The following is a 19,684-nucleotide window of genomic DNA, read 5'->3' as shown; positions in this document are numbered from 1 at the left end:
GTGCTCAACCGCCTTCGTTCACACGGGTGTTGATACGGGCGATCTCGGCCACCCACTGCCGGCGTTCGTCGTGGGTCAGGTCGAGGATCTCCTCGCGCCGCCAGTGGAAGTGGTAGGCGATGTACGCGATCTCCTCCCGGAGCCGGGGAAGGGCGTACGTCACGATTCCCCCAGGCGCCCACCCGAGAGGTCGACCTCGAAGCCGCCCTCGCAGTGCGGGCAGGTCACCGCGGCGCGGGTGTGGCCCTCGCTGTTGACCCGGCGGTAGAAGTCCTGGAGGAAGGCGACGTCGGTGGCGTACATCCGCTCCACGATCCCGGCGTGCACATCGCTGATCGAGCCGATCCGGGTGATCACCTGGCTCAGCAGGACCACGCTCAGGTACGCCGGGTTCTCCTTGACCCGCAGGTCGATCTGGGGCCGCAGTTCGTCACGGGCCGTGGCCAGGCGCATCGAGCCGTGGCGGTGCACCGTGCCCGCCTCGTCGACGTACCCTCGCGGCAGCTCGAACTCGAACTCGGTGCGCAGCCCGTGGTCCTCGCGGCGCGGCGGGGCGGCGGCGGGAGGTGGAGCCGCCTGCTCCGACGCCTGGGCGGGCTCCGTCACCTGGAGGAGCTCCTCCAGGTTGCCCGCCGTCACCGTACGACGCCTCATTCGACGATGATCTCCTCGAACACGATCGTGACCGACTCGGTGGCCGGAGACGACTCGCCCGCCTTCAGGGACGGGCCCTCCCACTTGGAGGCCCAGCCCTGCATCAGCTGGATACGGCGCACCGTGTTGCCCTCGGTGTCCTTGATCTCGATGGTGAGGTTCTGCCGCGCGGAGTTCACGGCCCCGTTGTTCAGGGTCTCCTTGATCCACTTGGTGAACTCGCTGCTCTGGTCGAGTCCCCGGGTGATCGTGATCTCACCTGCCTGGCGGGCGCCGGGCTGCTTGCGGATGATCTGCTTGCCCTCCGCGCTGACCTGCTTGACCTCGACGACCTCCTCTTCGACGGTCAGTCCGCTGATCTCCTGGATCGACTCGACCAGATAGCCGCCGAGTTGCACGCCGAAGACGTGGGTGGAAAGAGCATCGCCCGTTGCCATGACTGTCTGTCACCTTTCCTTGCGGGTCTTTTTCTCTGCTTCGCTGCCGACCCGCAGGTCACTCGTCGATGAGGCTGGTGCTGTCGGAGAACTGGGCCAGCCGGAACACCACGAACTCCGCGGGCTTGACCGGCGAGACACCGATCTCGCAGATGACACGGCCCTGGTCGATGGACTCCGACGGGTTGTTGTCGCGGTCGCACTTGACGTAGAACGCCTCCTCGGCCGTACGGCCGAACAGCGCGCCCCGGCGCCATTCCTCGGTGAGGAACGCGGTGACGTTGCGCCGGATGCTGGACCACAGCCGGTCGTCGTTCGGCTCGAAGACCACCCACTGGGTGCCCAACAGGATGGACTCTTCGAGGTAGTTGAAGAGGCGGCGCACGTTCAGGTAGCGCCAGGCCGGGTCGGAGGAGAGGGTGCGGGCGCCCCAGATGCGGATGCCGCGGCCGGGGAAGGCCCGTACGCAGTTGACACCGATCGGGTTGAGCAGGTCCTGCTCGCCCTTGCTGAGCCGGAGCTCCAGGTCCACCGCGCCGCGGATGACCTCGTTGGCGGGCGCCTTGTGCACACCGCGCTCACCGTCGCTGCGCGCCCAGACGCCGGCGATGTGACCGCTCGGCGGGACGGTGGTGTTGCGTCCGGTGGCCGGGTCGAAGACACGGACCCAGGGGTAGTAGAGGGTGGCGTACCGGGAGTCGTAGCCGGCCTCGTCGTTGCGCCAGGTGCGCACCTGCTGGGCGCCCAGGCCGGGCGGGGTGTCCAGGACGGCGACGCGGTCGCCCATCTGCTCGCAGTGCGAGATCACCGCGAGCTGCACGGTGCGCACGCCCTCGGAGTCGATGTCGCCGCGCTGGTAGGCGCTCATCAGGTCCGGCACCGCGACCATGGTGATCTCGTCGATGGTCTCCAGGCCGCCGAACCCGGTGCGGGCGGCGGCGTCGCCGACGTACTCCGCCGGGTTGAGGCGGGCCACCTCGCCGGAGCCGTTCGAGGCGGGCGCGGCCGGGGCGTCGGGCACGGCCAGGGTCTGGCTGGCGGGCCTGGTCTGGGCGGCGGCCTGCTGCTCGGTGACCTGGATCAGCTTGGAGGCGCGGGCCTGGTTGACCAGGTAGCCCTTGACGTTCTTGCGGGTGGAGGCCTCGTACGTCTCCGCGACCTGGTCGCCCTGGCGGACCAGGACCTTGAAGCGGTCCTCGGGCGGGTTCTCGCCGTCCGCGTCGGCGACCTCGACCGACACCCCGGTCACGCCCGGCCTGGCCGCGACGAGGAAGCCGCCGAGGGCCACCGGCTCCGCGGCCTTGTCGCCACGCCGGCCGCCGTCGACCGCCGGGGCGGAGGCGTCCTCGGCCTGGCCGCCGATCCGCACGATGTACGCGGCGCCCCCGCCGTTGGCGAAGTAGCCGTGCACCGAGAGGGGCAGGTAGGCGCCTTCGGTGAAGCCGCCGAACGTCTGGGTGTACTGGTCCCAGCTGGTGACCAGCGTCGGCGTGTGGAACGGCCCGGTCTCGGCGAATCCCACGAACGCGGCGACGGCGGTGCCGACCCCTTCGATAGGTCGGGCACCGGACTGCACCTCCTCCACGTACACGCCCGGGGTGAGGTACGTCGGCATGCTCGCTCCTTCGCGTCCTGCGGGTTGGTCACCTGTGTCCAGGGCGATTCTGCGCGGGGGTCCGCGGGGACGACAGGGCCGTGGGGACCTGGTGAGGGGCAGGATCGCTGCCTTTGCCCGCACGTGCCACCGGTCCGGTCGCCGCCCGGACTTGCCCTCGTTCTGCCCGTGCGGGCCTGGACATCGCGTTCGTCCGGGCGGTCCACTGGGGGTCGCACGAGGGCTGCGCCGACGAGGAGGCAATGCATTGCGGACGTCCGGGGCGCACGCCGAGCAGCATGAGAACCGGCAGGCCACGCGCGGCCCGGCCAGGGCTCCCCAAAAGGCCTCCGGCAGCCCCGCCGTACCGCCGCCGCTCAGCGCCGACGGCCTCCGGGTGGCACAGCGCGCCGTGGGCAACGCCGCGGTGACCGCGATGATCGCGCGCCGCGTCCGCCCCGCACCCGCGATGGAGCGGCCGGACCACGGGGTGGACCAGGTCCTGGGCTCCGCCGGCAAACCCCTCGCCACGCCGGTGCGCCAGGACATGGAGTCCCGGTTCGGCACCGACTTCTCCGACGTACGGCTGCACACCGGCGCCGCCGCCACCCGCTCGGCCCGCGCCATCGGGGCCCGCGCCTACACCTCCGGCAGCCATGTCGTCCTCGGCGCCGGCGGCGGCGACAAGCACACCCTCGCCCACGAACTCACCCACGTCGTCCAGCAGCGCAACGGTCCGGTGTCGGGCACCGACCACGGCAACGGGCTGCGGGTCAGCGACCCCCGTGACAGCTTCGAGCGCGAGGCCGAGTCCACCGCCCGGCGCGTGCTCACCGGGCCCACGCCGGTGGCCCGTGCCGTCGACGAGCACGCGGGGGCGCACGGCTGCACCGCGGCCGACGGAGCCGCCGAGATCCAGCGGAAGGTCGGGTTCGAGTTCGAGACCAACATGTTGGTGCGGGCCGACGAGAAGCCGGTGATCTCCAAGGACGAGAAGATCTTCGAGGCCGCTTCGGGCGACTGGTACATCACTCCCGATGCCAGCGCGATGGAATTCGTGACGGTTCCCTTCGAGGAGGAGGGAGACGCCCCGGAGCTGGTGAGGATGGCGACAGCGGTCCGCGAAATGGCCGAGGCGTTCGGGCTGTTGCACACCTCGGCGAAGATGGCGAGTCTCATGGACGGGAACGCGGAGCTTCACGAGGTTCTGTCGGGACAGGGCACGACCCATCAGCACAACGGGAACAACGTCTACGTGCCCGGCGCGGACCGCCTGTACCCGCCTCTGGCCAAACCGCAGGCGACCGGTGGCGTCAGCCTCGAGAAGGTGCTCGCCCTGTTCAAGGCGGTGGTGAGCCAGGAACTCCCTCTCACCTCCCCGTCGAACCCCGAGGACGTGCACATCCTGGACGAAGAACCGGAGGAGCGCACCAACACGACCGCGCTCGGCGGCGCCAACCCGAAGCGGGACGCCGCGATCCTCACGGATGCCCAGGTCCTCACCGACAAGTACGTCACGGACCTGCCGACAGCCGAAACACGGGAACTCAAGGGGCTGCTGGCTCTGGTGTTCTCGTATCTGCTGGCCGGCGCCCAGCAGTCCGGCCGACAGGATCAGGCGAAGTACTTCCTGCCCCTGATGAGCCGGATGAGCTTCTCCGCCATGTACGCCGCGCTGCCCGCGGAAGCGCAGTCCGCCTTCGACCCTGCCCGCGTTCTCGAAGTGGCCGCTCTCGCCCCGGGTGATCCCGTCTACAAGGTGGGCTTCGCCGACCATGGCGCGGGCGACAGTACGAAGTCGCAGGGCCCGCAGCGCAAGCAGTGGCTGGACAGCATCGCCTCCGGTGGCCCGGACCTGATGTCCGCGGGTGGTGGCAGCACGGTGACCGAGGGGATGAAAGCCAGCTCCCCGGCCATGGGCCAGCACCACCGGCTCGACCCCGGGCACGCGCCCGGTGCGGCCGATCTGCTCCAGGTCGAGCTCCGCCGCCTGCCCGGCCAGGTCCCCCCGGAGGAGTGGCTGCCAGTCGCAACGGCCCTCTTCGAGATGTTCAGGCAGGTCCAGGGAACAAAGCCCTGACCTCTCCCCCACTCAGGCGCCGGTGGCCTCCGCCAGATACGGCCCGAACTCGCCCTCCAGGACCAGCCGTCCGAGTTTGCGGTACTCCTGCGCGACGGACGTCACCAGCTGCCCCATGGTGAGCGGGGTGCCGGACTCCGCCGCGAGGTAGGCCGCGGTCACCGCGCAGGCGCGGATGGAGCCGCCGGCGAGTTCGAAGCGGTCGGCGCAGAACGCGAGGTCGAGGTCGGCGGCGCGGGGCAGGCGGTCGCCCAGGCAGCGTTCCCACAGGGCGAGCCGCTGGCCGGAGTCGGGCACCGGGAAGTCGGCCACCACGTCGAGGCGCCGTGTGAACGCCTCGTCCAGGTTGGCCCGCAGGTTGGTGGTCAGCACGGCGATCCCGTCGAACGACTCCATGCGCTGCAGCAGGTACGCCGACTCGATGTTGGCGTGCCGGTCGTGCGCGCCCTTCACCTCCGAGCGCTTGCCGAAGATCGCGTCGGCCTCGTCGAAGAGCAGCACCGCGTTGACCGCGGAGGCCTCGGTGAAGATCCGCTCCAGGTTCTTCTCGGTCTCCCCGATGTACTTGTCCACAACTGTGGACAGGTCCACCACGTACAGGTCCATGCCCAGGTCGGCGGCGACCACCTCGGCGGACATGGTCTTGCCGGTGCCCGACTCACCGGCGAACAGCGCGATCACGCCGCGCCCCCGGCCGCCGCCGGGCCGCATCCCCCACTGCCCGAGGACCTGCTCGCGATGGCGGGCGCGCAGCGCGAGTTCACGCAGTTGCCGGTCCGTGGTGGGCGGCAGCACCAGGTCGTCCCAGCCGACGCCCGGCTCCACCCGGCGGGCGAGCCGGTCGAGCCCCGCGCCGTTCTGGGCCCGTACGGCGGTGCGCAGGTCGTCGGGGCGGACCGGGCGGCCCGCGAGGGCGGCCGTGCGCACCGCGACGTCGGCGGCGCGACGCAACTGCCCGGAGTCCAGGCGGTGCGCGGCGACCGCGTCGGCGAGCGCGTCGACGTCGCCGATCGCAACGCCGTCACCCGCGGCATCGTCGAGGGCGTACCGCCAGCGCGCGGCCTGCCGTTCGGGCGAGGGCGCCGGCACGGGCAGGACGACGGGGGTGTCGGCCGCCCACTCCGGGGCCCAGCCGACGGTGCCGTGCGTGAACAGGGGGATGCCTCGCAGCGCCGCGCACAACACCCCGAGCGTGCGGGCCCGTTCGGCGGGTTCGCCGGGCAGCGCCTCCAGCGGGCCGAGGACGACTCCGGCGCCGGTCAGACGGGCTTCGAGGGCGGCGATCCGGGCGAGTTCCGGTACGTCGCCGGGGCGGCGGGCTAGCACCACCGCGTCCAGGACGAGGGGGCGCAGCCCGGCCGCGCGCAGGGCGGCGGTGGCCAGCCCCGCCGCGTCACCGCCCCGGCTGCGCAGATGGACGAGGCCGGTACCGGTCCCGGCGGCGGACGCCGTCCGGCGGACGTCGGACATCTCGGCGGTGGGGTCCTCGCGAGCCTCGCCGAGCACCCCGGCGAGCCGGGCGTCGGGCCGGGCGCTGCCCAGCAGATGCCCGGTGACCCGGTCGGGCACCACCAACACCCGTGACAGCGGCGGCCGTTCGGGCTCGGTGACCTCCACCAGACCGCCCTCGACCAGCGGCGCTCCGGGAGCGAGCCGGAACCGCGCGGAGGCCGCTCCGGCGAGCCCGCACAGCTCCAGGGCGAGCCCGACCGTGGGCCGACGGCGGGTCAGATCGTCGTTGAGGTAGCCGTAGAGCTGCTCGAACCGCGCGTCGAGGTCGGGTGCCACCGCGACCAGGAGGAGGTCCAGGTCCAGCGGGGACAGCCCGAACCGCCGGGCGAGGCCGTCGAGGACGGACCCGGCGGGCGGCTGCCAGGGCTCGTGCGCGGGTACGCCGAGGCCACCCGGCTCGTCCAGGATGCGGGCGACAGCCTCGGGGCTGAGGTACTGGCCGCGGTACGGGTCGTCGGGATCGGGATCAGCCGCACGCCGGACGGCCACGGCATGCCGCACCCGCGCCTCCACCAACTGAAGCCGCGCCCACAGGACTTCCACCCCGGAGGACACCGAATCGGCATCGACGGACACCGATCCGCCGACGACATCAGGTTCAACGGTGTACGTCACAGCCGGCGGTCCCTCTCGACGACAACGGTGAGCCGCACCCGCTCCACCACCAACTGGAGCCGCTTCCACAGATGTTCCACGGCAACGGGAACAGGGTGGCCGTCGGCGGACACGGATTCGGTGTCGCTGGACACACCGTCGGCCCCGACGACGGGTTCGGCGGTCTGCGTCACGGCTGGCGGTCCCCCCGGCGGCGGCGACGGGCGGGGGCGGGGCCCCGTTCGCGTGGGCCGGCGAGGCCGCCGGCCGGGCCCGGGTCGGTCGCCTCCCTGTAGCGCAGTCGGCGGCCCGGCGTCGCCTCCCCGTCCTCGCTCAGGGTGGCCGAGCGCACGACGAGGCCTTCGGTGACCGGCGGCGCGGTCTCCGTGGTCACACCGGCGAGCGGCGCGCTCACCCGTATCTGGAGCGAGGCCTTCAGCTCGCCGCCGAGCGCCGACCACACGTCGGCGGCGGCCGGTGCGTCGAGCCGGGTCCCGCCGGCGTCCAGTCCCACCGCCAGGCCGAGGCCGGCGAGCGTGCCGGTGAGCAGCCGGGCGGGCAGGGTGTCGCCGGCCACCAGGGTCGCCAACACCTGGGAGAGCAGGCGGTGTTCGTCCTGCGGGCGGCTCGCCCACGCCGTGACCAGGTACGTGAGGTCGAACCAGCGCGGCGGGGTGCGCCGCGCCACCAGGTGGCCGTCGGCGTCGTACACCTCACCGGCGCCGCTGCCGCGCCGGACGGCGTCCTCCCGGATGTCGTAGAGGAAGACGCAGACGGTGGGGGCGCTGCGGCGCGCGGCCCAGTCCCGGGTGGGGGCGTCGAAGACGACGTCGACGCCCGACGCCTCCAGGCCGGACTCGCCGAGCAGCCTGCGCAGTCCCTCGTCGACCTCGTGGATCACCGGCGGATCACCTCGCCGGGCGGCTGCACGGTCCCGCTGACCACCAGGAAGTCGGTCGTCACCGGCGAGAACCCGCGGCCCCTGGCGGTGATGACGCGCGGTCCGGTCTGATCCTTGGCGAGGATGAGCAGCTGGCCGATGAACGTGCCGTCGGCACCGGGGACGGTCGGCGCCGCCGCCGCGGTGATCCCCGGCTTCCAGACGAACCTCACCGGCGTGCCCGGCGGGAAGTCCTTGCCGCGTACGGAGGTGACGAAGCCGGGCTTGCCGACGTTCGGCACGGCGACGATGCGCGGCTGGAGGATCCGCAGTCGCTGCCGGGCGGTGTTGTCGCCCGTGTCGGCGTCCGTGCCGGTGGTGGTGAGCCGGCCGGTGACGTTGCCGGTCAGCGCCTTGTCCGGGCTGAGGACGACCCGGACCACGGTGCTCGCGCCCGGCTCCAGGTCCGGCAGCGCACACACCCAGGACGTGTCGCAGCCCGCCGGCTGCCCGTTGTTCGGGATGCCACTGGGCAGGCCGATGCGCAGCCGCAGCCCGGTCGCCAGCGCGTTGCGGCCGTTGCGGACGGTGTAGGTCACCACGACGCGTCCGCCGACGTAGCCCGGGTTGGGCTGGGCGGTGACCCGCACCCCGGGTCCGGCGTCGGGCGCGGGCGGCTCGGCGGGCACCGTGGGCACGGGCGGCGGCACGGTGGGCACGGTCATCGTGGGCGTCGGGGTCGGGGTCGGGGTCGGCGGGGCCTCGCGCACCGGGACCACGGTCCGGCCGGAGTTGTCGCTGGGCTCGGGGTCCAGGACCGTGCCGGTGACCGACCAGTCGACGGGCTGGTCCCCCTCGGTGAGGCCGGTGAGGGTGACGCTCACCGTGACGGTGGTGCCGGGCTGCACCACGCCGACGACGCACTGGAGGGAGGCCGCGTCGCAGGTACCGCCGGGCCAGGTCACCCTGGTGACCTGTACGCCGCCCGGCGGCGCGATGGTCAGCGTGGTGCCGGGGGAGGCGGCGGGCCCGTTGTTCACGACATCGACCCGGACCGTCGTGGACCTGCCGACGGTGACCTCGGGCGTGGTCCCGGGCGCCTGCACCGCGAGGTTCACCGACTGCTGGACGCTGGGTTCCTTCTGGCGTCCCGGGAGCGTGCTGGTGAGCGGGGTGAGGTCGCCGGAGTCGACGTCCAACAGGCTGAGTTTTTCCGGGCTGTTGGCGGCCACGGCGGCCCGCGAGCTGATGACCAGGCCCGTGCCGTCGGCCGTCCAGGCGGCGTCGCGCGGCTGGAAGGGTCCGGTGGTGGAGGTGTCCGGCAGCTGCCGGCCGCAGGCGCCTGGCAGGTCGCGGGCGGCTGCGGGGCTCAGCACCCGGCAGTCGTCGCCCGACAGGGATGTCAGCAGGATGCCGCCGCCCTCGTCGACCGCGCCGCCGCCGCTCTTGCGGTTGAAGGCGATGCCGGTACCGTCCGGCGAGAACGCCGGGCTGTCGTCGATGACCTCGCAGTCGCCCGGGCAGATCGTGGCACTCAGGTCACGCTGCTGGTCCAGACTGCCCACGGGCACGGTCCAGATGTGCTTGTTGCCGCCGTTCCCGTCGATCACCTCGCTGCGGGTGAAGGCCAGGGTGGTGCCGTCGGAGGACCAGGTGGGCTGGGCGTCGCCGCCCGTCTGCTCCCCGGCGGGCGGGGTGATCTGCCCGGTGATCGCGCCGGTGGCCACGTCCGCGACGAGGATGCGGCTGGGACCCGCGGCCTCACCGACGCCGCCCGGCGAAGTCCGGGTGAAGGCGAGGGACTTGCCGTCCGGGGAGAACGTCGGGTCGGTGTCCCAGTCCGTCGCGGCGCGTCCCGCGAGCGGCAGCGGCGCCGCGTTGGCGCCGTCGGCGTCCGCCATCCAGATCCGCTCGACACGTCCCTCGGAGCCGTCCTCGAAACGGGTCAGCACGATCCGGCGGCCGTCGGGCGTGTAGTTCTGCCGCTCGGTCCACGGGTCGTACCCGGCGGCGGGCTGGAACAGCGGGTCCTTGGCGGGATCGGTGTTGGTGTCGGCCGCCGGGTCCTCCTTGAGGATGGTCAGCCCCAGGTCTCGCGGGTCGGACCCGTCCACCCGGGCGTCCTGGAGGGTCACCACGTGCGGGCCGGCCGCCGAGGTGCGCTCGACCACCGCGCCGCCGCCGTCGAGCGAACCGGACCAGGTGACCGAGGAGACCTCCCGGTCCTCGTTCAGTACGAGCGAGGGGACCTGGGGATCGTGGGCGATCGTCCGGAACACGTGGTCCCAGTCGCCCTCGCACTCACAGGTGATCTCGGGGCTCAGGAACACCACACCGTCCCCGTCGGGCAGCCAGGTTGCCCCGTGGGCCCGCCACTGTGCCTGCGCGCCCCCGAGCAGTGGCTCGTCACCGTTCGCGTTCGCGTTCGCCACCCGCAGCCGGGGCACGCTCTGCCCGTCGACGGTGGTCGTGGCGGTGTACGCGATCCAGTCCCGGTTCTCGTCGTCGTCGACCGGGTTCCACACGGGTTCGGTGCCCGTGCCGTTCGCGGGGGAGGTGATCCGGGTGGCCGTGCCGCCCGCCAGCGCCCGTACGTAGACCTGCTCCCCGGTCAGTACGTCGCTGTCGCTCACGTACGCCAGCCGCTGCCCGTCGGGGGAGACCGTCGGGCTCTCCTCGTTCGCGGGGGTGTCGGTGAGCCGCGTCAGGCCGGTGCCGTCGGTGCGCACCAGCCACAGGTCGCGCTGCGTCCCGTCGCCCAGGCCCCCGGCCTCGGCCGCGTCGAACACCACGGACGTGCCGTCCGGTGTCAGCCGGGGGTGCGCCGCGTCCATACCGCTGGTCAGACGCCGTACGGCACCGTCGGCGGACCGCAGATAGATCTGCGGGGTCTCCTCGTCACGCAGGCTCGCGAAGACCAGCTGGTCGCCGAGGGCGGACGGCTGGACGTCGTAGTGGGCCGGTCCCGCACCGAACAGCGGGGTGCTGGAGGTCGTGGTGGCCACCTGGCCGAGACTGCGGTGCCGGGTGCCGGCGTAGGCCATCCGGGTGTTCGTGGTGTCGGCGACCGCGGCCCGTGTCTCGGTTTCGGCGCTGCCCTGCCCGGAGGCCACCGTCACCCCGAGCAGTGGGACGAGCAGCAGCAACGCCATGCCGAGTCGTCCCGGGCGGTACCGCCCGCCGGGGCCAGCGGTTCGCATTGGGGGTCTCCCTCGCGGTCTGGTGCGGCACGTGGATGTGCCCCCACCACTCTGCGACGACCGCGCACGACGCGACAGGGGGACGGGGCCGTACCTGGGGGAAACGTGCGGTGCGCTTTCGGGCAGCACCGACGTACCCCACCGTCGTCAGAGCTGTCGTCAGAGCTGTCGTCAGATGAGTCCGTTCCGCAGCGCGTAGCCCACCGCATGGGTCCGGTTGCGCAGTTGGAGGCGCGTGATGATCTCGTGCAGGACGTTCTTGACGGTCCGTTCGGAGTACGCGGTCTTGCGGGCTATCTCCGCGGTGTCCAGTCCCTCCGACACCAGGCGCAGCATGTCCGCCTCCCGTGTGGTCAGCGTGGACAGGGACAGTCCCTGCGGATCGAGGGCCGAGCGCTGCAGGCTGCCGACGTGCGAGAGCAGCTTGCCGAGCAGGTCACCGGGCAGCACACCCTCGCCGTTGGCCGTCGCGAGGACCAGGTGGACGAGCCGGTCCTGGTCGGCCTCGGCGCGCCGCAGCACCGCCGAGACACCGCACTCGATGACGCGCTGCAGCGCGCCGGAGCCGAGGGTGCCGACCACGAGGCCCACGCGGGTGGCGGAGTTGAGCCGCAGCCGGTGCAGCAGGGCGGCGACGTCGTCCTCGACGTTGTCCACGACCACCAGGGACACCTGGGCCCCCTCGGCGTCGGTGTCGGCGAGCAGGTCGACCTCGGGGCGGTGGCGCAACTGCTGGACGACACCGACACGCAGGATCGGATCGGCGGCGTAGACGGCCACGGTCACCCGCTCCGGCCGGCCACTGGGAGAGACCCAGCGCCCGGAACCGACGGTGGCGTGCTCGTAGGACGTGGAGGCAGACATGGCAGGGGTGTTCTCCTCTGCGCAGGGCATGGGGGGGTACCTGTTCGTGAGTTCGTGGGGAGGATCGCTGGGGCGGGACGAACACCGGAAGGCGGCGCGCGGGAGCCGTCGAATAGCATCAACAACCCACCGCTGAGGGCGAGTTGACGGTGCCTTCGCGGGCACCACGACTGCCCGGATGTTGCCCTCGCGCCCCTCGGCGAATCCCGGTGGGTGCTTCTACCGTGGTGGCGTGACGCCTTCTACAGCCTCTTCCGGTCCCGGTGCGCCCGGACTCGACATCCCGGTCGTGACAGTGGCCCCTGGCGGCACCGCCACGACCAGTCTGACCGTCCGCAACGACAGCGACATCGTCGAGGCCTACAGCCTGGAGGCCGTCGGGGACTGTGCCCCCTGGACCACCGTGGAACCCGCGCGGGTCTCCCTCTACCCCGGCACCTCCGAGACGGTGACGATCCGTCTGGAGCCGCCGCGCTCCCCGGAGATCCGGGCCGGCGAACTGCCCCTCGCGATACGGGTCCTGCCGACCGAGCACCCCGACGCGGTGCGGGTTCCCGAAACCATCGTGCACATCGAGGCGTTCCACGAGCTGCGCACCGAGTTGCGGCCCCGCCGCCGGCGCGGCTGGCTGCGCGGCCGGTATCGGCTGGCGGTGCGCAACGAGGGCAACACCCCGGTGCGGGTGGGCTTCACCCCCGGCCAGGCGGGCGAGGAGCTGGCGTTCACCTTCAACCCGGCCGAGCCGAAGCTGGAGCCCGGCGAGTCGGTCGAGGTCGGGCTGCGGGTTCGTACGGGCAAGCCCGTGTGGTTCGGCTCCCCGGTGGTGTGGCCCTTCACCCTGGCCACCGCCGAGACCCGCGACCAGGACGAGACCCAGCCGGACGAGACCGCCGAACGGCCTCCGCAGGACGCGGAGTTCGTCCAGATTCCCATCTTCCCGATATGGCTGCTCGCCGTGCTCGCGGCGCTGCTCGCGCTGCTCCTCGCCTGGTTCACCCTGGTCCGCCCCGCGGTGCGCAGCGCCGCGAAGGAGGCGGCCAACGAGGTGGTCCAGCCCCGTCCCACGCCCGCGGGAGAGCAGGGCGGCAGCGGACAGGCACCCGGCACCGGTTCCGGCGGCCCGAGCGCCTCGCCCGACGGTCAGGACAACAAGGGCAACGGTCCCGCGGCGGGCGGGGAAGGCACCTCGCCCGGGAACGGCACCACACCCGGGGACGGCACCACGGTCGGCGGCGGTCAGCAGAGCTCGGCGACCATCGACCTGAAGACCTCCAGCGGGGAGACCGGACCGGGTACCTACCAGGTGCCCGAGAAGCACGTCTTCGGCGTGACGGACATCGTCGTCGCCAACTTCCAGGGTGACGAAGGGGTTCTGACGATCAGCTTCGGCGATCGCAAGATCACCACGATCGCCCTGGAAACCTTCCGCAACCAGGACTACCACTGGGTCACCCCCATCAGAATCCCCGCGAACGACACCGTGACCATGGAAGTGACCTGCACGAAGCCGGGCACTCCGGCCACCGGCCGCCGGGCGCAGGGGTGTCACGAGGTCCTGAACGTGAGCGGTGTGCTCATCCGCACCGAGCAGTGAACGGACCTAAAGTCTCCGATCATTTTTGATCAGTGCCGACTACATCTGTAAAGAGTGGGCACTAGTTCTGTCCAGAAATCGATAACCCTGGACTCAAAACCGGCATCCTGCCGCAGACGTCACACCCACGAGCCATCACCCCACGCTTCGGCGCCCTCGTCACGGAGCCGAAGCGTGGGCGGCCATGTCCTGGCCGCGACCGGAGCACGCTGGGCCGGGTGGCCGTGATACTCGGGTACCGCCGCGTCATCACTCCTATCGTGAGACGGCACGACGACGCTCAGTACCGAGTCAGACGGGGCAGGACATGAGGAAACCGCAGATCGACTACGCGGCGGTCTTCCGGGCCCTGCCCGGCATGGTGGCCCTGCTCACCCCCGACCTGGTGTACGCCGACGCCAACGACGACTTCCTGCGGCTCGCCGGGCGCACCCGCGAGCAGCTGCTGGGCCGCTACATCTTCGACGTCTTCCCCGAGAACCCGGACGAACCGGCCGCGGCCGGCATGCGGGAAACCCGGGAGTCGATGCTGCGGGTGGTCGACACCGGCGACCGCGACACGATGGCACTGCTCCGCTACGACATCGAGGACCCCCAGCGGCCCGGCCACTGGCAGGAGCACTACTGGAGCCCGGTGAACGCGCCCGTCCTCGGCCCCGGGGGCCAGGTGGCGCTGATCGTGCACCGGGTGGAAGAGGTCACCGAACTCATCCACGCCCGCGGCGGCGCGAACGGCGACAGCCGGGCCCGCGTGCTGGAGGCGGAGCTGTACGCCCGGGCGCGTGAACTGCAGGAGGTCAACGAACGGCTCCGCCAGGCGCACGCCCACGAACGCGAGGTCGCCCTCGCCCTTCAGGCGGCGATGCTGCCCGCTCCCGGCCCGACCGGGCCCCACGAGGCAGCCGTGCGCTACCAGCCGGCCATCGGCGCGCTGAACGTGTGCGGCGACTGGTACGACCTGGTCGAACTGCCCGGCGACAACCTCGCGGTCGCCGTCGGCGACGTGGTCGGGCACGGCCTCACGGCCGCCGGTGTGATGGGGCAGCTGCGCAGCGCCCTGAGCGCGGCCTGCCGGGTCGCCGACGGCCCGGCCCTGGCCCTGGAGGCGCTCGGCCTGTACGCCCGCTTCGTCGACGGCGCCGAGGCGACCACCGTCGTGACGACCTTCGTCGACTGGGACAGCCACACCATCACCTACAGCTGCGCCGGCCACCTGCCGCCCGCCCTCGTGCACCCCGACGGCACCATCACCTTCCTGGACCGGGCCACCGACCCGCCGCTCGACGCCCGCCCCGAACACCTCCCCCGCCCCCAGGCCCGCACCCCCTTCACCGAAGGCGCCACCCTCGTCCTGTACACCGACGGACTGATCGAGCGCCGCGACGAGGACATCGACACCGGCCTGGCCCGCCTCGCCGACTCCCTCACCCGCCACCGGAAGTCCGCCCCCGAGACCCTGGCCGACGCCCTCCTGGCCGACCTCCTTCCCCCCACCGGCACCACCGACGACACCGCCCTGATCGTCCTGCGCCTCTGACCGCCTCGCAGATCACGCCGTGAAGCCATCAAGCCGAATGGACGGCGGCACCATTCGGCCCATTAATCACTTGTGCAGATATCACAGGGAATTATTCCATTCCAGCTACCTCGCGAGGATGAACCGTAAGCGGATCACTTTCCTGCGTAATATTCCCGCCGCAGAATCAGGCGGTTCTGCGCGGCCGAGAATCGCCAAGATCATCCCCTCAAAGGAGTTGGCCCCTCGATGACGCTGAATATCCATGACGCGCCCGTACGGCGCACGATGTCGGTGTGGATCGCGGCGGTGGCGGCCGTGGTGGCCGCTGCTGTCGTCCTCGCTCTGATGCCTACACGCGCGCACGCCGTCGCCACCCCCGTGCCGCTGGGCACGGCGGCCGACTACGGAGTACTCGCCGGTGCGACGGTCACCAACACCGGTCCGACGGTGGTCGAAGGTCTCAACGTCGGCGTGAGCCCCGGGACAGCCATCACCGGGTTCTTCGCGTCCGACGGAGGACCCGGCATCGTGACCCCGCCCGGGACCCTGCACTCCGCCGACGCCGCCGCGGGTCAGGCCAAGGTCGACCTGACCACGGCGTACAACCAGGCCGCCGGACAGACTATGACGAACGCCGTGTACAACGACGATCCCCACGAGTTCGGTGGCCAGACGCTGACGGCGGGCCTCTACAGGGCGAACAGCCGCGCGCAGATCACCGGCACCCTCACCCTGGACGCCCAGGGCGACCCCAGCGCCGTCTGGGTGTTCCAGATCGGTTCGACGCTCACGACGGCAGCCGAGAACAGCTCGGTGAGTCTCGTCAACGGCGCCTCGCCGTGCAACGTGTACTGGCAGGTCGGCAGCTCGGCCACGCTCGGTACCAACACCTCGTTCGTGGGCACCATCCTGGCCGACACGTCGATCACCGCCACCACGGGAGCGACCATCAACGGCCGGCTGCTGGCCGACGCCGGCGCACGCGGTGACGGCGCCGTGACGCTGGACAGCAACAGGATCTTCCTGGGGCCGTGCGGGACCGGCGGGACCACGGGCGGGCTGATCAGCGGCGGTGTCATCGCCGGAGCCACGACCGGCGGCACGACGACGGGCACCACCACGGGCACCACGGGCAGCACCACCGTCGGCGCCATCGGCGGCGTACCGACGGGCGGCGGAACCGGTGGCGCCCTGGGTGGTCTCCTCGGCGGCGTCCTGACGACGGGCGGCACCACGGGCGGAGCGCTCGGCGGCCTTGTCGCCGGCACCACGACGAGCGGGACCACAGGCGCCACCACTGGCGGCGGCGTCAACGGCGGCGGAATCGGCGGCGGACACGGCGGCGGGACCGGCGGCGGACACGACCATGGCGGGCAGCCGGGCAAGCCGGGTGACCACGACCACGGCGGGAAGCCCGGAGAGCACGGCGGTGGCGACCACGGAGAGAAGCCCGAAGAGCACGGCGGACACGGCGGGCACGACGGGCACGACGGCGAGCCCGGTAAGGACGACGGTTTCGCCGACGCTCGTCACTGAGTCGTACGTGCGTCCCTGAACGGACGGACGGCGCGCGGCGGATCGTTGTCGATTCCGCCGCGCGCCGGGCGCCGAAAGCTCAGGAGAAACAGCGAGAGAATCCGGGATCGAAAGGCCGGTGGAGCCGTGCTGAGTGGCACCGCATCGACGGATGCGAACGAATCGGTGGACGGATCTGCGGACGGATCTGCGGACGAATTCACGCGGGAATCGGCGCATCGACCGACCGAAGTACCGCCCGAAGTGTCCACGGAAAAGCCTGCGGAAAGACCTGTGGAAAGACCAGTGGAAGGTTCCGCGGAACAATCGGATCCTCCGCCCGTCCTCCTGCGAGCCGCGACGAGTGCGGCCGTGTTCCTCTGCCTGGCGACGGCCCTGGTCCATGTGCTCCTGGTGTTCCTGCACGTGGCGCCCCCGAATCCGCTCTCCCAGCAGTACAGCCGGCAGGTCGACGCGTGGGTCTTCCCGCTGTTCGAGCAGAACTGGCGGCTGTTCGCCCCGGATCCGGAGTCCGTCAACCGGCAGATCTCAGCGAGGACCACGCACACGACGCCGGACGGCACCGTGCGGGTGAGCGGCTGGTTCGATCTGACCGCCGTGGACAGTTCCGCGGTGAGGCACAACGCCTTCCCGAGCCACACGGCGCAGAACATGCTGCGCCGGGCCTGGAGTTCCTACCTCGAGAACCACGCCACCGACGACCAGTCGCGCTCGCAGCGGGCACTGATGACCCAGCGTTACCTGACCAACATCGCGTCGGACCGCGTCGCCGCGCACCGCGGCGGAAGTTTCGAGGCGATCCAGCTACGGGTGGTCACCGTGCCCATCACCGCACCCACCCCGGCGGGCGGCCCGGGCGTGGCCCCAGTCGCGCGGGGAGCGGGCGACACGCGGTATCTGCCCTGGTGGAAGGTGGAGGCGGACTCCCATGGAAACTGAGCCGGTACCCGCACCGCACCCTCGTACCGTCCAGCGGGCGGAGGCCGACGCTCCGCGCCGCGCACCCGACCATGTCCGTGCGACTCTCGCCTCCCTGACCGAGCGGCCGGTCTCCCTGTACGCCGCCGCGGTCCTGCGCATCGGATACGGGCTTCTCTACCTCGTCTTCCTGCTGCGCGAGTTCCCGCACCGCCACCAGATCTGGGGTCCGGGATCACCCTGGACACCGGAGTTGGCGAGGCAACTGTTCGACCAGACGGGATGGGTCAGCATCCTCACCCTGTCCGACAGCCGGGCCTACTTCGAGGCCTGTTACGCGCTGGCCGTCGTCGTATCGGCACTGTTCGCCCTCGGCTGGCGGACCAGAGCGGTGTCCGTGCTGTTCGCGGTCGTCGTCGCGTCGTTCCACGGCAGGGCGATCTTCATGACCGACGGAGGAGACAACCTCATCCTCCTCATGGCCGTCTACCTGGTCCTGACCGCCTGCGGTCGCCGCTGGTCCCTGGACGCGCGCAGAACCCGGCTTCGCACCTGCGCGGGTACCGCGGAGAGCATGCCGGTGGACCGGATCGCGGGCGGGCTCCGGCCTCATCTCCGTACCTCCCGGCGGACCCTGACCGCCGTACTGCACAACTGCGGGATGTTCGTCATCGCGGCCCAGGTCTGTTTCCTCTACGGGTCCGCGGGTCTGTACAAGGTGCAGGGCGGATCCTGGGGCAACGGCACCGCCCTCCACTACGTCCTGAACCTCGACCTGTTCCGGCCCTGGCCCGGGCTCTCCCTCATGGTGGACGAGCACGACGTACTGATCTCCGTCGCCTGCTACCTGACGGTGCTGTTGCAGGTCGCCTTCCCGTTCGTCCTGTTCGGGCGGCTCAAGTACCCGGTCCTGACCATGCTGTTGGGCATGCACCTGGGGATCGCGGTACTCATGGGACTGCCTCTCTTCTCCGGCGCGATGATCATCGCCGACGCCGTCTTCCTGCCGGACCGCTTCTACCGGGCTCTGGGACGGCTGTGGCAGCGCACGGCTCAGGGGGCGGGTTCCGGAAAGACGGCGGAGGCGGACCGCCCACTCCGTGCACCGGTGCCTGCGCAGAGCGAACCGGCCGGCTGAGGCGGGGCCCCGGCCGACGGCACTCAGGGCCGGGTCGGGGCGTCGATGTACGTCTTGGTGGTGTCGGTGATGAGATCGCGGCTGCTGTCCGGGGTGAGGGCCAGGGTCCGGAGGTGGTCGTGGATCACGCCGTAGTTCTCCACGTCGGACGGCTTCTCCAGATAGAGGTCGCTGGCGAACCGTTCCAGGTACACCACCCCTGCCTCGGGACCGTCGGCGAACCGCAGGATGGAGAACTGTCCTGACAGGCCCGGGTGAGCGCCCGCCGTATGGGGAAGGACCTGCACCCTCACATGCGGCTCCGCGCTGAGCGCCTTCAGATGCTCCAGTTGCTCACGCATGACGTCCGGGCCGCCGACGACACGGCGCAGTACCGATTCGTCGAGGACGGCCCACAAGCGCAGCGGACAGGCCGGGGCGTAGATCCGGTGCTGGCGGCGCAGCCGCACCTTGAGGCGTGTGGCGGCCTGTTCGGCAGTGAGCCGAGGGATCGTTTCCTCGATGACAGCCTGGGCGTACGCGGGGGTCTGCAGCAGATCGGGCACCACCATGGGTGCGTGAGTGTGCAGGGAAGCGGCGTCTGTCTCCAGGCCGATGTAGACACTGTCGGAGAGGTCGCCGTAGGTGTGCCACCAGCCCCGCCCGCCGGATTCCCTGGCCATCTCGGTCAGGGAGTCGATGACCTGCTGGTCCGTCACTTCGTAGATCGCGCACAGGTCGCGCACGTCTCGGGGGCTGATGGCACGGTTGCCGTTCTCCAGATGACTGATCTTGGGCTGGGAGACCATGAGCCGCTCAGCCACTTCCACGCTCTTCAGCCCACTGGCCACACGCAGCCGGCGAAGCTCGGCCCCGAGCCGGCGTCTCCTGACGGTGGGATTGCTCTTCGCCGCCACGGGCGGTGTACCTCCGGCTCCAAAAGGCTGTGTCAGCACGCAGGTTGCCATGACACGAGGGTTGTTGATCACGCGCAATGCCGCCGTCCGAGCCGACAACCGAATCGGACTCTTACGTTGGCAATTGCCATGGTCCGCACGGAGCACACGGAGCACACTACGATCATCGGCCATGGACTGGCTCGAACGCACCGCGACGCTGAGACAGTGAGGGTTTTCAGCGGTGCCGCTCCAGGGTGAGGACGGCCTTGGCGATTGACGTCATGCG

The 19,684-nt window shown here is 71.3% G+C and carries 16 protein-coding genes; 6 read left to right on the top strand and 10 right to left on the bottom strand.

Annotated elements, in window-relative coordinates; translation table 11 throughout:
- Positions 1 to 4 precede the first annotated feature (4 nt).
- From IEY89_RS35230 to IEY89_RS35215, 4 genes are read right to left on the bottom strand one after another with little or no spacing between them, the layout of a single operon-like run.
- Positions 5 to 163 carry a DUF6760 family protein gene (locus tag IEY89_RS35230; protein ID WP_189151611.1) on the bottom strand — a complete coding sequence of 53 codons (159 nt, stop codon included), beginning with the start codon at positions 161 to 163 and terminating at the stop codon, positions 5 to 7.
- A complete protein-coding gene (locus tag IEY89_RS35225; protein WP_189151610.1) occupies positions 160 to 654 on the bottom strand; it encodes a zinc-ribbon domain-containing protein in 495 nt (164 codons plus the stop codon). Before IEY89_RS35225 ends, IEY89_RS35230 begins: the two co-directional genes overlap by 4 nt.
- The gene (locus tag IEY89_RS35220; protein WP_189151609.1) at positions 651 to 1,091 is read right to left on the bottom strand and encodes a phage tail protein; all 441 of its coding nucleotides are present in this window, start codon (positions 1,089 to 1,091) and stop codon (positions 651 to 653) included. Before IEY89_RS35220 ends, IEY89_RS35225 begins: the two co-directional genes overlap by 4 nt.
- A gap of 58 nt (positions 1,092 to 1,149) precedes the next feature.
- Positions 1,150 to 2,706, bottom strand: coding sequence for a phage tail sheath family protein (locus tag IEY89_RS35215; protein WP_189151608.1), 1,557 nt, complete (start codon positions 2,704 to 2,706; stop codon positions 1,150 to 1,152).
- 247 nt (positions 2,707 to 2,953) lie between these two features.
- Between IEY89_RS35215 and IEY89_RS41145 the strand changes: the two genes are divergently transcribed.
- Complete coding sequence (locus IEY89_RS41145) at positions 2,954 to 4,765, top strand: eCIS core domain-containing protein (RefSeq protein WP_229695597.1); 1,812 nt, start codon at positions 2,954 to 2,956, stop codon at positions 4,763 to 4,765.
- 12 nt (positions 4,766 to 4,777) lie between these two features.
- On the opposite strand, the gene IEY89_RS35205 is transcribed toward IEY89_RS41145, so the two are convergent.
- The 5 genes from IEY89_RS35205 to IEY89_RS35185 form a co-directional block, all read right to left on the bottom strand.
- Positions 4,778 to 6,853, bottom strand: a complete 2,076-nt coding sequence (locus tag IEY89_RS35205) for an ATP-binding protein (protein WP_189151643.1) — start codon at positions 6,851 to 6,853, stop codon at positions 4,778 to 4,780.
- A gap of 35 nt (positions 6,854 to 6,888) precedes the next feature.
- Positions 6,889 to 7,065 carry a hypothetical protein gene (locus IEY89_RS35200; RefSeq protein ID WP_189151607.1) on the bottom strand — a complete coding sequence of 59 codons (177 nt, stop codon included), beginning with the start codon at positions 7,063 to 7,065 and terminating at the stop codon, positions 6,889 to 6,891.
- The gene (locus IEY89_RS35195) at positions 7,062 to 7,772 is read right to left on the bottom strand and encodes a Pvc16 family protein (RefSeq protein WP_189151606.1); all 711 of its coding nucleotides are present in this window, start codon (positions 7,770 to 7,772) and stop codon (positions 7,062 to 7,064) included. Before IEY89_RS35195 ends, IEY89_RS35200 begins: the two co-directional genes overlap by 4 nt.
- Positions 7,769 to 10,951, bottom strand: coding sequence for a DUF11 domain-containing protein (locus IEY89_RS35190; RefSeq protein WP_189151605.1), 3,183 nt, complete (start codon positions 10,949 to 10,951; stop codon positions 7,769 to 7,771). Before IEY89_RS35190 ends, IEY89_RS35195 begins: the two co-directional genes overlap by 4 nt.
- A 171-nt stretch (positions 10,952 to 11,122) precedes the next feature.
- The gene (locus tag IEY89_RS35185; protein WP_189151604.1) at positions 11,123 to 11,815 is read right to left on the bottom strand and encodes a helix-turn-helix transcriptional regulator; all 693 of its coding nucleotides are present in this window, start codon (positions 11,813 to 11,815) and stop codon (positions 11,123 to 11,125) included.
- A gap of 232 nt (positions 11,816 to 12,047) precedes the next feature.
- Here IEY89_RS35185 and IEY89_RS35180 point away from each other — a divergent pair, with 232 nt between their 5' ends.
- The 5 genes from IEY89_RS35180 (at position 12,048) to IEY89_RS35160 (ending at position 18,520) form a co-directional block, all read left to right on the top strand.
- Positions 12,048 to 13,409 (top strand): COG1470 family protein, encoded by a 1,362-nt coding sequence (locus tag IEY89_RS35180; RefSeq protein WP_189151603.1) that lies wholly within the window; start codon positions 12,048 to 12,050, stop codon positions 13,407 to 13,409.
- A 307-nt stretch (positions 13,410 to 13,716) separates the two neighbouring features.
- Positions 13,717 to 14,946, top strand: coding sequence for a PP2C family protein-serine/threonine phosphatase (locus tag IEY89_RS35175; RefSeq protein ID WP_189151602.1), 1,230 nt, complete (start codon positions 13,717 to 13,719; stop codon positions 14,944 to 14,946).
- A 228-nt stretch (positions 14,947 to 15,174) separates the two neighbouring features.
- Positions 15,175 to 16,464 (top strand): ice-binding family protein, encoded by a 1,290-nt coding sequence (locus IEY89_RS35170; protein WP_189151601.1) that lies wholly within the window; start codon positions 15,175 to 15,177, stop codon positions 16,462 to 16,464.
- A gap of 351 nt (positions 16,465 to 16,815) precedes the next feature.
- Positions 16,816 to 17,403 carry a DUF5819 family protein gene (locus IEY89_RS35165; RefSeq protein ID WP_308437479.1) on the top strand — a complete coding sequence of 196 codons (588 nt, stop codon included), beginning with the start codon at positions 16,816 to 16,818 and terminating at the stop codon, positions 17,401 to 17,403.
- Positions 17,393 to 18,520, top strand: coding sequence for an HTTM domain-containing protein (locus tag IEY89_RS35160; RefSeq protein ID WP_189151600.1), 1,128 nt, complete (start codon positions 17,393 to 17,395; stop codon positions 18,518 to 18,520). The genes IEY89_RS35165 and IEY89_RS35160 overlap by 11 nt, the downstream gene beginning before the upstream one ends.
- Positions 18,521 to 18,543: 23 nt before the next feature.
- Here IEY89_RS35160 and IEY89_RS35155 read toward each other — a convergent pair whose 3' ends face one another.
- On the bottom strand, positions 18,544 to 19,416 hold the full coding sequence (locus IEY89_RS35155; protein WP_189151599.1) for a helix-turn-helix domain-containing protein: 873 nt from the start codon (positions 19,414 to 19,416) through the stop codon (positions 18,544 to 18,546).
- Between the last annotated feature and the right edge of the window lie 268 nt (positions 19,417 to 19,684).

The organism is Streptomyces lacrimifluminis (assembly GCF_014646095.1).
Lineage (GTDB): Bacteria > Actinomycetota > Actinomycetes > Streptomycetales > Streptomycetaceae > Streptomyces > Streptomyces lacrimifluminis.
The sequence above is the reverse complement of the archived record's forward strand: the minus strand, read 5'-3'. Positions and strand labels throughout refer to the sequence as shown.

What these genes read in the sequence shown, in the direction of transcription:
- IEY89_RS35225 (WP_189151610.1), bottom strand. Translation starts at nt 654, where the DNA reads ATGAGGCGTCGTACGGTGACGGCGGGCAACCTGGAGGAGCTCCTCCAG.
- IEY89_RS35220 (WP_189151609.1), bottom strand. Translation starts at nt 1,091, where the DNA reads ATGGCAACGGGCGATGCTCTTTCCACCCACGTCTTCGGCGTGCAACTC.
- IEY89_RS35215 (WP_189151608.1), bottom strand. Translation starts at nt 2,706, where the DNA reads ATGCCGACGTACCTCACCCCGGGCGTGTACGTGGAGGAGGTGCAGTCC.
- IEY89_RS35190 (WP_189151605.1), bottom strand. Translation starts at nt 10,951, where the DNA reads ATGCGAACCGCTGGCCCCGGCGGGCGGTACCGCCCGGGACGACTCGGC.
- IEY89_RS35185 (WP_189151604.1), bottom strand. Translation starts at nt 11,815, where the DNA reads ATGTCTGCCTCCACGTCCTACGAGCACGCCACCGTCGGTTCCGGGCGC.
- IEY89_RS35175 (WP_189151602.1), top strand. Translation starts at nt 13,717, where the DNA reads ATGAGGAAACCGCAGATCGACTACGCGGCGGTCTTCCGGGCCCTGCCC.
- IEY89_RS35170 (WP_189151601.1), top strand. Translation starts at nt 15,175, where the DNA reads ATGACGCTGAATATCCATGACGCGCCCGTACGGCGCACGATGTCGGTG.
- IEY89_RS35160 (WP_189151600.1), top strand. Translation starts at nt 17,393, where the DNA reads ATGGAAACTGAGCCGGTACCCGCACCGCACCCTCGTACCGTCCAGCGG.